Genomic DNA, 13,724 nt, shown 5'->3' on the forward strand with positions numbered 1-13,724 from the left:
CGACGGTGAACCACGGCCCCAGGTCCGTCCATCCAGACCTGCAGATGTTTGTCGCCCGAGACGGCCAGCAGGTCGGCGTTGATCGCCTGCCGGAACGCCTCCGGATCGGTCAGCGCGATATAGGCCCCGCGCCGCTCCGCCAGTCGCGCCCGGATCGCCGGCGTCCGCTCCGTCATCACATAGTGGGCCAGCCGCCGGTCGAGGGTGTCCAGCGCCCGCTCGCGATGGGCCGCGGTGATCGCCGCGTGGGACGCCGCCTCCCAGGCCAGCACCGCGGCCGGCCCCTGGCAGGACAGCAGCAGCGCCCCGAGAGCGGCCGTCATCAGATGTCGCAGTTTCATCGTCGTCTCCTTGCCCGGCAGGAGGCGGCGCCGGCGCCCTGCGGATGCGCCCGGGCGATTAAGCTTTCGACAGGTTCGCGCCCGTTCCGGCTTCGAGGGGCCGCGGGCCCGACTTCCCCGATTGCCTCCCCGCCCCGCCCGCGCTACCTGTCGCGCCTGCCGGGATGATCCCTGACGGCCTGTGCGGGCGTGGTGGAACTGGTAGACGCGCCGGACTCAAAATCCGGTTCCGAAAGGAGTGTCGGTTCGAGCCCGACCGCCCGCACCATCAACCTGTCCCGGACGAGACGGCCGCGGCTGCGGGTGCCCGGTCGAATCGGAACGGAACGCCTCTGTAACCACTGCCCCCGTGGCGGCGTATGGCGTTCTATCGGCGTTGCGCCGATCGCTCCTGGAGGATGCCATGGCCACCCCGACTCACGCCGACGCCCCGAGCCGCGCCCCCCTGAAGGCCGGAGCCCTGGCCGGCCTGATCGCCGGCGCCGTCTTCATGATGATGGAGATGGGCCTCGTCGCCCTGACCGGAGACAGCCCGTGGGGGCCGCCGCGCATGATCGCCGCCATCGTCATGGGCGAGGGCGTCTTGCCGCCGCCGGCCAGCTTCGACCTGATGGTGATGATGGCCGCCATGGCCGTTCACTTCCTGCTGTCGATCGTCATCGGCGTCGGCTTCGCCGTGGTCGCCCGACGCCTCGGATGGATCATGGCCGTCGCCGTCGGCGGCGCCGTCGGACTGGCGCTCTACGTCGTCAACTTCTACGGCATGACCGCCGTCTTCCCGTGGTTCGCCATGGCGCGGAACACCATCTCCATCGTCTCGCACCTCGTCTTCGGCCTGGTGCTCGGCCTGTCCTTCAGGGCGCTGGCGAAGTAGCCAGGCGCCCCTCGGCCCCCCGCTCCAGCAGATCAAACGCCCTCTCCGCGGGCCGGCACAGCGCCGCGCCCTTCGGCGTCGACACGATCGGGCGGTTGACCAGGATCGGATGCTCGACCATGGCCGCCACGATGGCCTCGTCGCTGACGCCGGCCTCCAGCAGCCCCAGTTCGGCCGCCGGCGAGCCCCGCTCCCTCAGCGCCTCCCGCGGCGTGATCCCGGCCCGGGCGAACAGGTCCCGCAGCTGCTCCGCGCCCCAGCCGGCCTTCAGATATTCGACCACCTCGGGCCGATAGCCGGCCGCCTCGACCATGCCCACCACCTTGCGCGAGGTGCCGCAGGCCGGGTTGTGGAACACGGTGACGGGGAAGTCGGACATGGCTCGCTCCTTCGGGCTGGCCGCTCACTTCGCGTTTCAGCGGCGCCGTTTCAAGCCCCGGAACTTGCGCCGCCGCCCCCGCGTCCGCATCTGGCCGCGATGACCGCCCCCGCCGCCGATACCGTCCCGACCGCCCGGAGGGGACCCGGTTTCCCTGAATTCGTCGCCCTGATCGCCATGATGATGGCGCTGAACGCGCTCGCCATCGACGCCATGCTGCCGGCCCTGCCCGCCATCGGCGACGCCCTCGGCGTGATCGAGGAGAACAGCCGTCAGTGGGTCATCACCGCCTATCTGCTCGGCTTCGGCGCGGCCCAGATCGTCTACGGCCCGCTCGCCGACCGCTACGGCCGCAAGCCGATCCTGATGATCGGTCTGTCGCTCTATGTCCTGTTCAGCGTGCTGGCCGCCTTCGCCCCCAGCTTCGACCTGCTGATCGCCGCCCGAGTCGGAACCGGCCTCGGCGCCGCCTCGCTTCGGGTGCTGGCCGTGTCGATCGTGCGCGACCGCTACAGCGGCCGGACCATGGCGCGGGTCATGTCGCTCAGCTTCCTCGTCTTCCTCGGCGTGCCGATCGTCGCCCCCACCCTCGGCCAGCTGGTGCTGACCGTCGCGCCGTGGCCGTGGATCTTCGGCGTCCTCGCCCTCGCGGGCGGGTCGTTCATGCTGTGGGCCGCCCTGCGCCTGCCCGAGACCCTGCATCCGGACAACCGCATGCCGATCCGGGTCGGCCGCATCGCCGCCGCCTTCCGCGAGGCCGTCACCCACCGCCAGGCCATCGGCTACACCCTGGCCATGACCTGCATGACCGGGGCCCTGTTCGGCTTCATCAACTCCAGCCAGCAGATCTTCTTCGATGTGTTCGAGGCCCCCGGCCTGTTCACCACCGTCTTCGCCATGGTCGCCGCCGGCATCGCCGTGGCGTCGCTGCTCAACGCCCGTCTGGTCGAGAAACTCGGCTCGCGGCTGATCTCCCACACCGCCCTGCTCGGCTTCATCGTCATGGCCGCGATCCATTCCGCCGTGAACCTGGCCGGGCTCGAGACCCTGTGGACCTTCGCCCTGCTGCAGGGGCTGACCATGTTCTGCTTCGGCCTGATCGTCGGCAATTTCGGCTCAATGGCGATGGAGCCGATGGGCCATATCGCCGGCACCGCCTCCTCGGCCCAGGGCTTCATCTCGACCACGATCGGCTCGAGCCTCGGCTTCCTGATCGGCCAGCAGTTCAACGGCACGGCCACGCCGATGGCGCTGGGCATGGCCGGCATGGGCCTCGCCGCCCTCGGCTTCGTGCTGATCGCCGAGCACGGACGGCTGTTCAGGGCGCGCCATGTCAAGCCGGCCCCGGCGATCCCGGAAGTCGGCGCCTGAGCTTCCTCGTCATTCCGGGGCGCTCGAAGAGCGAACCCGGAACCCAGGAGATCGGTCTCATAGGTGCGGCGACATCTGCGGCGTGGCCCTGGGTTCCGGGTTCCTCGCTGCGCTCGGCCCCGGAATGACGAGGAGGAAGGGGCCGGGGGTTGATCTTTCCGTCCGCCCGGGGCGTTCTCCCGCCGACACTCGCACAAGGACGCTCCCGATGATCCGCAAGCTCGGCCTCGTATCCGCCCTCGCCCTGACGACCGCCCTCGGAGGCTGCGCCGCCCTGAACCTGCCGGGCTCCGACGGCGCCGCCACGCCCGTCGTCGCCACCGCCCCCGTCGACTACGTCCGCGACATTCACTCCTGGGCCCGGCCCGAGATCGCCCGCGTCAACCACGTCTCGCTCGACCTCGCCGCCGACTTCGAGGCCCGGACCCTGTCGGGCGCCGCCGCTCTCGACATCTCCGGCGAGCCGGGCGCCAACGAGATCGTCCTCGACGTCCGCAACCTCGACATCCAGGACGTCCGCGGCGGCGACGGCCAGCCGTTGCGGTTCGAGACCGGCGCCGCCGATCCGATTCTCGGCCAGCCCCTGACCATCCATTTCCCGGCTCTCGCGGCCGGCGAGCGCCGCCGCATCGTCATCCACTACGCCACCCGCCCCGACGCCGCGGCGCTGCAGTGGCTCAACCCGGCCCAGACCGCCGGCGGCGACAAGCCCTATATGTTCAGCCAAGGCCAGGCGATCCTGACCCGCACCTGGATCCCGACCCAGGACAGCCCGGGCATCCGCCAGACCTGGGACGCCCGCATCACCGCCCCGTCCGGCCTCAAGCCGGTGATGAGCGCCCAGGCCCTGACCGCCACCGGCGAAGACGTCGGCGGCGGCATGCGCGCCTGGTCGTTCCGCGAGCCCAATCCGGTGCCGCCCTATCTGATCGCCATCGGCATCGGCGACGTCGCCTTCCGGGCCATCGACGAGCGCACCGGCGTCTGGACCGAGCCGTCGATGCTGCACGACGCCCACGACGAACTGATCCCCACCGCCGAAATGGTCGACGTGGCCGAGGGCCTGTACGGCCCCTACCGCTGGGGCCGCTACGACATCCTCGTCCTGCCGCCCTCCTTCCCGTTCGGCGGCATGGAGAACCCGCGCCTGACCTTCGCCACCCCGACCATCATCGCCGGCGACCGCTCGCTGGTCTCGCTGGTGGCGCATGAGCTGGCGCACAGCTGGTCCGGCAATCTGGTGACCAACGCCACCTGGGCCGACTTCTGGCTCAACGAGGGCTTCACCGTCTATTTCGAGAACCGCATCATGGAGGCCGTCTACGGCCCCGAACGCGCCCTGATGCTGCAGTCGCTGGGCTGGGGCGACCTGCAGTCGACCCTCGCCGACCTGCCGCCCGCCGACACCCGGCTCAAGCTCGACCTCGCCGGCCGCGACCCGGACGAGGGCCTCACCGACATCGCCTACGAAAAGGGCGCCGCCTTCCTGCGCACCATCGAGCGCATCGTCGGCCGCGAACGTTTCGACGCCTGGCTCAAGGGCTATTTCGAGCGCAACGCCTTCCGGCCGATGACCACCGAACGCTTCCTCGAGGACATCCGCACCCATCTGGTGACCACGCCCGACCTGGAGCGGCAGCTGATGATGGACGCCTGGATCTACCAGCCGGGCATGCCGTCCAACTGGGTCCCGCCGGTGTCGACCGCCTTCGTCCCGGTCGACGCCGCCGCCCGCGCCTTCTTCGCGGACAAGGGTCCGGCCTCGGCCATCCCGTGGTCGGGCTGGTCGACGCAGGAGCGCCAGCGCTTCCTCGCCTGGCGGCCGGACAATCACAGCGGCGGGGCCGACTGGCTGACCGACGCCCAGCTGGCCGATCTCGAGGCGACCCTGAACCTGCGCGAGGAGGGCAACGCCGAGGTGCTGTTCGCCTGGCTGCAGATCGCCGTGCAGCACCGCTATCAGCCCGCCGTGCCGACGCTGGAGAAATTCCTCACCACCATGGGCCGGCGCAAATTCGTCCTGCCGCTGTTCACCAGCCTGTGGGCCGAAGGCGACTGGGGCCGCCCCATCGCCACCGCCCTCTACGCCCGCGCCCGCCCGGGGTATCACCCGGTCACCACCAACTCCGTCGATGCGGTGGTGGGGCGGCCCAACTAAACACCCTTCTCCCCTTGAGGGAGAAGGTGCCCCCGGAGGGGGCGGATGAGGGGTGAGACACCCATCCGTCCGGCAAGTCGCCAACCCTTCGGCGGCGGGAAGGCGGACCCAGCCCCCTCATCCGGGCCTCCGGCCCACCTTCTCCCTCGAGGGGAGAAGGAAAACGCCAATTGCTGCGCTGCAAGTTAATGTGCAATCCGCCTATCGAAAACGCCCAACCCGTTGTTTTCCTTGCCCTCGATCCGTGATTGAGCGTTCTGAACCCGCCTGAGGGCGGAGGGGGTTTAGGATAGGGGCATCCCGTCGGTGGGGAGGGCGTCGGATCCACGTTCCTCGACGACGGCGGGCTGTGGTCGAGCGATGAAGCCCGGGCGAAGGATAGTTCGGGGGTCCTCGCGGGCGTCGATGGATGGCGCCCCTTGCTCGCCGCGCGCCTTGTGGGCGGGCCGATGACGTCATCTCGAATGGTCGCCATGTCCGCCCCGATCCGGTTTCAGCAATGCGGCCGGATCGATCCGTCAAAGGCCCTCAGGAAGGCCGCCAGTCGGAGGGCGTGTGGAAAACGACCGCGCGGGACAGTCTGCTCCGCCGAAACGGTAACAACACAACAGCACCGGGCGAGGCCCGGCTGTCCCGCGCCCTCCCCAACCGCTTCCGCCGGAAGCGGCCAAGAGCCGTGCCTTCTCCCCCGAGGGGAGAAGGGCTATCCCGCCCTCGCCTTCCCCCCCAACCCCGGACCGCATACAACCGCCGCCATGACCTCCGCCCCGCTTCCCGACGCCGGTTCGAACTGGGTGGACCGTCACGCGCCCGAGGGCCTCAAGCCGTGGCTCAAGCTCGGCCGCTTCGACCGCCCCATCGGCATCTGGCTGCTGCTCCTGCCCGGCTGGCAGGGCATCGCCCTGGCCCTGAGCCAATACCGCAAAGCCCCAGACCTCTACGACGCCTGGCTGGTCCTCGGCTTCGCCCTCGGGGCCTGTCTGATGCGCGCCGCCGGCTGCGCCTTCAACGACATCGTCGACCGCGACATCGACGCGAAGGTGGCCCGCACCGCCCTGCGCCCCATTCCCTCGGGCCGCATCTCGGTCAAGCAGGCCTGGGCCTTCGTCATCGGCTGCAGCCTGATCAGCCTGCTGGTTCTGCTGACCCTGAACCTGACCGCCGTCCTGCTCGGCCTCGCCTCCCTCGCCCTCGTCGCCGCCTATCCCTTCATGAAGCGGATCACCTGGTGGCCCCAGGCCTGGCTCGGCCTGACCTTCAACTGGGGCGCGCTGATGGGCTATGCGGCGGCGCTGGCCGGCCCGATCCTCTTTGCGGCGCTTCATGACGCCACGACGCTGGAAGTTTGCGCCGGGTCGGGCCAACCGATCGGACCTTGCGATCCGCAGCTCGAGACCGTCTTTCCCGGGGTAGGTCTCCCCGCCCTCCTCCTCTACCTCGCCCTCGTCTTCTGGACCCTCGGCTACGACACAATCTACGCCCTGCAGGACATCGAGGACGACGCCATGGTCGGGGTCAGATCCTCGGCCCGCCGGCTCGGCGGCAAGGTCCGGGACGGCGTCGCCTTCTTCTACCTTCTGACCGTCATCCTGACCTTCGGCGCCGGCGCGACCGCCGGCCTCGGCCCGCTGTTCTACGTCGCCCTGCTGCCCTTCGCGGCGCACCTGTTCCGCCAGGCCCGCGACGTCCGCCGCGACGATCCCGCCCTTGCGCTCCGGCTGTTCAGGTCCAATCGTGACGCCGGACTCATCCTGCTTGTCGCCATCATTCTCGGCTCGGTTCCGATTCCGCTTTGAAGGACTCCCGCATGGCCCGCCCTCTCCGCCTCCTCGTCATCTTCGCCGCCGCGGCCGCGAGCCTCGCCGCCTGCAACCGCGACCGGGACGAGCCGAAGGCGCCGGCGGCCCCGTCGGACGCCGAGGCCCTCGTCACCCCGGCCGACGCCGCCGCCCCTCCGGGCTATGAGGCGAAGACGCAGTACGCTGACGTGAAGCTGACCCTGCCCGACGCGCTCAAGGCCCACCCCGACCTGCACGCCCGCCTCTATGCCGACGAGGTGCGCAAGCTGCGCCAGTTCGCCGAGGGGGCGCAGGGCGAGCTGACCGAGGCCGGGGCCCCCACCGACCGCCCGAAATACGAAAACATCATCACCCTCGAGGCCGCCGCGGAAACGCCCAAGCTGTTCAGCCTGAAGCGGACGTCGTTCGACTATTCGGGCGGCGCCCACCCCAACACCCTGACCAGCGGCATCCTCTGGGACAAGGCGTTGAAGCGCCAGATCGGCCTTGCCGACCTGTTCCGCAAAGGCGCTGACCTGACCGCGCTCGACCAGGCCCTGTGCTCCGCCCTCAACAGCGCCAAGCGCGCCCGCGTGCCCGACGGCGCCTTGATCACCTTCGACAGCAAGCCGTTCGCCTGTCCGCGCGTGGCGACGACCCCCTTCGTCCTGACCCCTGGCGACGCCCCCGGCAAGGCGGCCGGCCTGACCTTCCTGATCGGCCCCTACCAGGTCGGCTCCTATGCCGAAGGGGGTTATGAGATCGCCGTTCCCGCCACCGCGTTCCGGTCGATGCTCGCCACCGCCTATGCCGGGGAGTTCGGCGGCCAGCCGACCCGGACCGGAGACGTGACGCCGACCGCGGCCCCGGCGGCTCAGTCCGCCAGGAACTGATCCACCAGTTCGGCGAAGCGCTCCGGCCGATCGGCCATGATGAAATGCCGGGCGTCGTCGACGCGGATCAGTCTGACGCCCGGCAGGGCCGCATACTCCCGGCCCCACACGGCGTCGGCCATTGCCGCCGGCGCGCCGCCGTCGGCGTCCGAGGCGTAGACCGCCCACACCGGCGTGGTCATCGCCGCCAGTCCCGGCCGGGCGTCGGTGGTCATCACCTCGCTCATGGCGGTCGCCATCGCCCGCCGGTCGGTGGCCATCGACCAGTCGACGATGGCCTCGCGCGTCGCCGGATCGCGGGCCAGGCCGATCGCGCCCTGCGCCTGATGGGTCCGGAAGCCGGCCTCGTCCGCCGAGAGGATCCCCGCCGCCGCCTGGGCCGCGAACGGCCGGGCGCTCTCCGGCGTCACCTGCGGCCCGAACATGGCGCTGAAGAAGGGCAGGCTGTCGACGCTCATCACCTTGCCGACCAGACCCGGATGTCCCTGCGCCAGCAGCAGGGCGCTCAGCCCGCCCATCGAATGGCCGATCACCGCCGGCCGCTCCAGCCCCGCCTCACGGATGTAGCGCGCCAGGTCCCCGACCACCGGCTCAACGAACGGCCCGTCGCCATGCGTCCACGGCGCGCCCGCGAACCCGGCCAGCTGAACCAGATGCACGCGGTGCGTCGGCTGCAACCGATCCGCCTCGGCCCGCCACACCTCCCGCGACGAAGCCAGGCCCGGGATCAGGACGACGTCGGGGCCGTCGCCCACGACCTCGACCGACAGCCGGTCCGACGCGAAGGCGCCCTGAACGACCGGGACCGGCGCCGCCTCGGCCCGGACAGTCAGGGCCCCGGAGCCTACGACCCATAATGACGCAGAGGCGAGGCAAACTGCGCGCAAGGTCGAACGCGCCACGGAGTGACGAAGTTGGAGCATGGGATATGTCCTTTGGCAGGTCCTGAATCGATCAGGCGTGAGGGTTGTCGAAAATGTCTTCCACCGGCCGCGCGAACAGCACGGCGATCCGGTAAGCGAGGTCCAAAGACGGATCGTGTTTCTCGGTCTCCAGCGCATTCACGGCCTGCCGGGACACGCCCAGCGCCTGACCGAGTTGTTCCTGGGTCCAGCCGCGCTCGACGCGCAGCAGCTTCAGCCGGTTCTTCATCGGCTGCTCCTGACGAAGGGCGCGATGACGCCGAAGCAGGCCCAAAACAGCGGATAGATGATCCAGGCGGGAATGTGATAGGCGCCGGCGTAGCTCTCGCCGAACCCCCAGACGCTGGCGATGGCCATGGCCGCGCCCGCCGCCAGGATGAACTGTTTGGCGGTCAGGGCCCGAACGAACTCGTCCGACTCATTCATCAGCGCCAGGGTGGCCCAGATCTGGCCGACCACCGGGGCCGAAACCGCCAGGGCCAGCAGCCACGCGGCGACCGGCGAGCCGATGTCGTCGAAGGCCCCGAAGATGGCGGCGACATTGATCGCCACATAGCCGCTCATGAACGCCAAAGTGCGAACGACATAGCGCCGGTGCGCCGACGAGTTCGATTTTCCAAGATCCAGCATGACAAGTCCTCCTGACGAGATGTCAGGCTTACCTTACACCGCGTGTTTGTCATGTCAACCTGACTTTTTGTCAGGATGTCGCGACAAGGCCGGCCGGCGTTGCAGCCTCGCGCGACGGGCGTATCCTGCGACCATGCCCGCCGCGCCCCGCGCCCGACCCGCCGATCTGTTCACCCCCGAGGAATGGGCGCCGTTCCAGACGCGCCGCGCCTGGGCCGGACCGCTGCTGGTGCTTCACTGCTGGGGCGTGATCCTGATCGCCGCCGGCGCCGGGGTGCTGTGGCCGATCCTGATCCCGCTCTGCGTCGCCGTCATCGGCACGCGCCAGCTGGGCCTCGCCATCCTGATGCACGAGGCGGCGCACGGGGGCCTGTCGCCCGACCGCCGCCTCAACGACTTCCTCGGCCACTGGCTGTGCGCCGTTCCCGTCGGGGCCTCCCTGGCCCTCTACCGGCCCTACCACCTCAGCCACCACAAATACGCCCAGCAGGTCGAGGATCCGGATCTCGTCCTGTCCGCCCCCTTCCCGGTCACCCGCGCCTCGCTGCGCCGCAAGATCGTCCGCGACCTGACCGGCCAGACCTTCTTCAAACAGCGGATCCTCTATCTCTTCAGAGCCTTCCGAAGCGACCGGGACGAGGACATGGCCGAAGGCGCGGCGGTCACGGGCCGGAGCGTCGCCCCCTTCCTGCTGGTCAACGCCGGCCTGCTGACGGCGGCGGTCCTGGCCGACGTCTGGTGGGCGTATTTCGCGCTCTGGCTGCTGCCGCTGGCGACGTGGTTCCCGATGGTCACCCGTCTGCGCAACATCGCCGAGCACGCCTGCGTCGCGGGCTCGGCTTCCGACGCGTTCAGGGCCGCCCGCACCACCCGCGCCGCGTGGTGGGAACGCGCCTTCATCGCCCCCTACTGGGTCAATTTCCACGCCGAGCACCACCTCTTCATGCACGTCCCCTGCTGGAAACTGCCGGCCCTGCACAGAGCGGTCCGCGGCAAGCCGCAGGGCGAACGGATGGAGGTGGCCGGCGGTTATATGGAGGTGCTTCGATCGGCCAGCAGCCGCGCGTGATCCACGACCCCGCCGCCTTCGTCCTCGCCCACACCCGCCTCCAGCCCGTCCCCCATGCGCCGGAGATTTCGCTCTGGCTGGCCGACGAGATCACCCCTCTCTGGCGGCTGACGGAGGAGGAACTCGGCGAGATCGGCCTGCCCCCGCCCTTCTGGGCCTTCGGCTGGGCGGGCGGGCAGGGGCTGGCGCGCTGGCTCCTGGACAACCCGGCCGAGGCCGCTGGCAGACGGGTGCTCGACTTCGCCGCCGGCTCGGGCCTGGTCGGGATCGCGGCGATGAAGGCCGGAGCCGCCTCTGTCCTGTGCGCCGACATCGACCCGTTCTGCGCCGCCGCCGTCAGCCTCAACGCCGAAGCCAACGCCGTCGCACTCGACTTCACAGACGCCGATCTGCTCGACGCCCCGCCGCCGGATGTCGATGTCATCTGCGCCGGCGACGTCTTCTATGAGCAACCGATGGCCGGACGGGTCCTCGCATGGCTGACGACGGCCGCAAGCCGGGGAACCCGCGTCCTCGTCGGCGATCCGCTCAGGACCTACTTCCCGAAATCCGGCCTCGATCTGCTGGCCGAATACGCGGTGCCGACCACGCGCGAACTCGAAGACGACGCTGTCAAACGCACCCGGGTGTGGTCGCTCTAGCGCTCGTCGGAATCGTCCGGGTCGGGCGAGACGGTGATCGGCTTCACCGCCGCCGCCTCTGCGTCACCGTCCAGATCGGCCTCGGCGGGCCGATCCTTGATACGGGTATCCTCGAGGTCTTCATCACGGCTGTAGCCGGGATCTTCGGGGGTAGGCCGGGTCATGTCGGAACTCCTCAGTTGGCGGTCGGGCGCGGGCATTCGCCGGCGGATTGCGTTTGGCCGCAGCTCCACCTGCTCCACGCCGTCGGTGGCTAGGGCGGCGACGGCTGTTCCGGACAGTGCCTGCTCCATGGCGGCGCCTCTCTCGGTCTCGGGGGTCAGCACGACAACGGCCGTGGGCGGCGGGAGTTGCGGCTCCGCTTGCTGGCGATGCGGTCACGGCCCATCGTGGAGGCATGATCCGACGGCTGACCCTTATGGCGCTCGCCTTCACGGCGGTCGCCGCTTCGGCGCAGGCCCAGGTGGCGCCGCCGCACGTCGGACCCGGCGTCGATCCGCCTCGCTATCAGGCGGACCAGCATCATCAGGAAATCGACCGCCTGCGCGCCCGGGCGGACCAGCGCGAGGCCTTCACGCGGCGATTGGAGGTCGAGACGCGACTGAGCCGGCTGGAGATCGAGGCCGCCCGTCAGACCGACCTCGCCCTGCCGCCGCCGTACCGGGCGCTGCGATCGCCCGAGGAAGAGCGCGCGCTGCGGGAATCCGCCACGGCACGCCGCCGCGACACGACCGCCGGCGTCGAACAAGTTGACGCCTGGCTCGACCGCCCGGCCCGCTAGCGGCCCTTCGCCTGCATCCCTTCCCTGAGCGCCGCGTTACGGCTTGGCTTCAATCCGAGGGGCGAGGGAACCGATCATGCGCTGGCAGGGCGGACGACGCGGCGGCAACATCGAGGATCGCCGCGGCATAGGTGGTGTGGGCATCGCGGGCGGCGGCATCGGCGCCCTGGTCCTCGCGGCCATCGGCTACTTCCTCTTCGGCATCGACCCCTCAACCACCCAGCAGATCACCAGCCAGCTCGGCGGCGTCGGCAGCGCGGAGCAGGGCGCGCAAGGCAGCCCGGAGGACCAGGCCGGCGCCTTCGTCGACGTGATCGGCACCAACGTCGACGACGTCTGGATGACCCGGCTTCAGGGCTATCAGCCGCCGACCGTCATCCTCTACGAACAAGGCACATCGACCGGCTGCGGCTTCGGCCAGGCCGCCATGGGGCCGTTCTACTGCCCCAGCGACCAGAGCGTTTATCTCGACCTCTCGTTCTGGCGGCAGATGGAGACGCAACTCGGCGCCTCGGCCGCCGACTTCGCCCGCGCCTACGTCATCGCCCATGAATACGGCCACCACGTCCAGACCTTGACCGGCGCATCGCAGCAGGTGCGGCGGGCCCAGCAGCGCGCCGCTGGCCAGGCCGAAGCCAACCGCTATTCGGTCGCCCTGGAGCTGCAGGCCGACTGCTACGCCGGCGTCTGGGCCGCCAACGCCGCGGCGGTCTCCAACGGCGCAGTGGCGCTGGAGGCGGGAGACCTCGAGGAAGGCATGCGCACCGCCGCCGCCATCGGCGACGATACCCTGCAACGCCGGCAGGGCGGCCGTGTGGTCCCCGAGGGCTTCACCCACGGCTCCTCGGCGCAACGCGTGGAATGGCTGCGGCGCGGCTACCAGTCCGGCGACCCGGCCGCCTGCGACACCTTCGCGGGGCTCTGACGCTCAGCCGACGGTCAGGTCGAGCGGCTGCGACAGGTGCAGGGTACCGGCCCCGAGATCGAGCGCCACCCGGCGGCCGGCGAACGCCTCCATCCCGACGAGGGCCCCGGGGAAATTCGGCAGAGGCGGCTGGTCGAAGACGCCGACCCGGACCCGCCGGTACAGGTGATCGGCGAAGGTCACCGTGCGCGCTTCCAGCACGGCCGCCTGCATGGCGCCCCCGAGGACGAGACTGGTCCCGCTCTCCCGCGGACGGCCGTCCAGCAGGCCGGCCGCCTGCGCCGTCGCCGTGTCGAGAGCCAGCAGGGACGAGGCGCCGGTGTCGACCACCGCCTTGACGACCACCCCCTCGACCGTGACCTCGGCGATCAGGCCGCCGCCCGAGCGGCGCACCTCGGCCGGAGCCAGATCGGGCGGGCGAACGAAGGCGTCGCGGGCGATCAGCCGCACATGCCGCCGCGCCGGATCCAACGCCAGCACCAGATGTTCCAGCACGTCGCGGCCGAGGATCAGCGGGGTGTTCAGCCCCTCTTCCGAGGCCAACGGCCCCAGGTCGAGGATCGCCGCCCTCAGCTTGCCGATGGCCAGACCCGGCAGGTTCGCCTCTACCGTCGTGCCCCGCCCCATCTGGCTGCCGCCGCCGACGCCATAGGCGATCAGCGGCATGTCGAAGATCGAGCGCCGCTGCGGCGGCAGGGCCTCGACCAGCCGCCGGTCGATGACGGAATACTGGGCGCCGGTGTCAATCAGGGCGATGACCTCGCGTCCCTCGACCCTCAGTTTTACCGTCGGCACATTGGCCTGCCGTGCATAAGGCAGCCAGGGCGTGGCCCCGTCTTCGCCGAAGGTCAGATCCGGCGCGGGCCAGAACAGCGTCTCGCGCGCCCACCAGGCTCCGCCGACGACGGCGGCCAGTCCCACGGCCCGGATCAGGAGGTTGCGACGGTTCATGCGCTTCGAA

Annotated in this window: 15 protein-coding genes, 1 tRNA gene and 1 pseudogene; 10 read left to right on the forward strand and 7 right to left on the reverse strand. The window is 70.3% G+C overall.

Translation table 11 applies throughout. From position 1 onward, the window contains the following. Window positions 1-38: 38 nt before the first annotated feature. Window positions 39-341, reverse strand: a pseudogene (locus HNQ67_RS13870) (hypothetical protein); the annotation flags it as partial. Between the two features lie 183 nt (window positions 342-524). Here HNQ67_RS13870 and HNQ67_RS11030 point away from each other — a divergent pair. Then, window positions 525-609 (forward strand) — tRNA-Leu (locus tag HNQ67_RS11030). 135 nt (window positions 610-744) lie between these two features. Continuing rightward, complete coding sequence (locus tag HNQ67_RS11035) at window positions 745-1,215, forward strand: hypothetical protein (protein ID WP_183255305.1); 471 nt, start codon at window positions 745-747, stop codon at window positions 1,213-1,215. Here HNQ67_RS11035 and arsC read toward each other — a convergent pair. Further along, on the reverse strand, window positions 1,196-1,594 hold the full coding sequence (arsC, locus tag HNQ67_RS11040) for an arsenate reductase (glutaredoxin) (protein ID WP_183255307.1): 399 nt from the start codon (window positions 1,592-1,594) through the stop codon (window positions 1,196-1,198). The genes HNQ67_RS11035 and arsC overlap by 20 nt on opposite strands. Before the next feature lie 99 nt (window positions 1,595-1,693). On the opposite strand from arsC, the gene HNQ67_RS11045 reads away from it, so the two are divergent. From HNQ67_RS11045 to HNQ67_RS11060, 4 genes are all read left to right on the forward strand, one after another. Continuing rightward, the gene (locus HNQ67_RS11045; protein WP_183255309.1) at window positions 1,694-2,965 is read left to right on the forward strand and encodes a multidrug effflux MFS transporter; all 1,272 of its coding nucleotides are present in this window, start codon (window positions 1,694-1,696) and stop codon (window positions 2,963-2,965) included. A gap of 208 nt (window positions 2,966-3,173) precedes the next feature. Next, entirely contained in the window at window positions 3,174-5,123 is a 1,950-nt protein-coding gene (locus HNQ67_RS11050) for a M1 family metallopeptidase (RefSeq protein ID WP_183255311.1), read from the forward strand. Between the two features lie 755 nt (window positions 5,124-5,878). Next, window positions 5,879-6,919: a UbiA family prenyltransferase gene (locus HNQ67_RS11055; RefSeq protein ID WP_183255314.1), complete on the forward strand. Its 1,041-nt coding sequence runs from the start codon at window positions 5,879-5,881 to the stop codon at window positions 6,917-6,919. A gap of 11 nt (window positions 6,920-6,930) precedes the next feature. Then, entirely contained in the window at window positions 6,931-7,794 is an 864-nt protein-coding gene (locus HNQ67_RS11060; protein WP_183255316.1) for a DUF3298 and DUF4163 domain-containing protein, read from the forward strand. On the opposite strand, the gene HNQ67_RS11065 is transcribed toward HNQ67_RS11060, so the two are convergent. Genes HNQ67_RS11065 through HNQ67_RS11075 form a run of 3 tightly spaced genes read right to left on the reverse strand, consistent with a single transcriptional unit; the run spans window position 7,776 to window position 9,347 of the window. Continuing rightward, window positions 7,776-8,717, reverse strand: a complete 942-nt coding sequence (locus HNQ67_RS11065; RefSeq protein ID WP_183255318.1) for an alpha/beta hydrolase — start codon at window positions 8,715-8,717, stop codon at window positions 7,776-7,778. The genes HNQ67_RS11060 and HNQ67_RS11065 overlap by 19 nt on opposite strands. Window positions 8,718-8,748: 31 nt before the next feature. Further along, window positions 8,749-8,946, reverse strand: a complete 198-nt coding sequence (locus HNQ67_RS11070; RefSeq protein WP_183255320.1) for a helix-turn-helix transcriptional regulator — start codon at window positions 8,944-8,946, stop codon at window positions 8,749-8,751. Then, the gene (locus tag HNQ67_RS11075) at window positions 8,943-9,347 is read right to left on the reverse strand and encodes a hypothetical protein (RefSeq protein WP_183255322.1); all 405 of its coding nucleotides are present in this window, start codon (window positions 9,345-9,347) and stop codon (window positions 8,943-8,945) included. The genes HNQ67_RS11070 and HNQ67_RS11075 overlap by 4 nt, the downstream gene beginning before the upstream one ends. 133 nt (window positions 9,348-9,480) lie before the next feature. Between HNQ67_RS11075 and HNQ67_RS13665 the strand changes: the two genes are divergently transcribed. After that, a complete protein-coding gene (locus tag HNQ67_RS13665; RefSeq protein ID WP_183255324.1) occupies window positions 9,481-10,416 on the forward strand; it encodes a fatty acid desaturase family protein in 936 nt (311 codons plus the stop codon). Then, window positions 10,413-11,057: a class I SAM-dependent methyltransferase gene (locus tag HNQ67_RS13670; protein WP_183255326.1), complete on the forward strand. Its 645-nt coding sequence runs from the start codon at window positions 10,413-10,415 to the stop codon at window positions 11,055-11,057. Before HNQ67_RS13665 ends, HNQ67_RS13670 begins: the two co-directional genes overlap by 4 nt. Here the strand turns inward: HNQ67_RS13670 and HNQ67_RS11090 are convergent. Next, the gene (locus HNQ67_RS11090; RefSeq protein ID WP_183255328.1) at window positions 11,054-11,221 is read right to left on the reverse strand and encodes a hypothetical protein; all 168 of its coding nucleotides are present in this window, start codon (window positions 11,219-11,221) and stop codon (window positions 11,054-11,056) included. The two genes, HNQ67_RS13670 and HNQ67_RS11090, sit on opposite strands and share 4 nt — an antisense overlap. A gap of 233 nt (window positions 11,222-11,454) precedes the next feature. On the opposite strand from HNQ67_RS11090, the gene HNQ67_RS11095 reads away from it, so the two are divergent. Then, on the forward strand, window positions 11,455-11,838 hold the full coding sequence (locus HNQ67_RS11095) for a hypothetical protein (protein ID WP_183255329.1): 384 nt from the start codon (window positions 11,455-11,457) through the stop codon (window positions 11,836-11,838). Between the two features lie 76 nt (window positions 11,839-11,914). Beyond that, window positions 11,915-12,763 carry a KPN_02809 family neutral zinc metallopeptidase gene (ypfJ, locus tag HNQ67_RS11100; protein WP_183255330.1) on the forward strand — a complete coding sequence of 283 codons (849 nt, stop codon included), beginning with the start codon at window positions 11,915-11,917 and terminating at the stop codon, window positions 12,761-12,763. 3 nt (window positions 12,764-12,766) lie between these two features. Here the strand turns inward: ypfJ and HNQ67_RS11105 are convergent, their stop codons facing one another. Beyond that, a complete protein-coding gene (locus tag HNQ67_RS11105; RefSeq protein ID WP_183255332.1) occupies window positions 12,767-13,714 on the reverse strand; it encodes a pepsin/retropepsin-like aspartic protease family protein in 948 nt (315 codons plus the stop codon). Window positions 13,715-13,724 lie beyond the last annotated feature (10 nt).

It is taken from the genome of Brevundimonas basaltis, assembly GCF_014202075.1.
Taxonomy (GTDB): Bacteria; Pseudomonadota; Alphaproteobacteria; order Caulobacterales; family Caulobacteraceae; genus Brevundimonas; species Brevundimonas basaltis.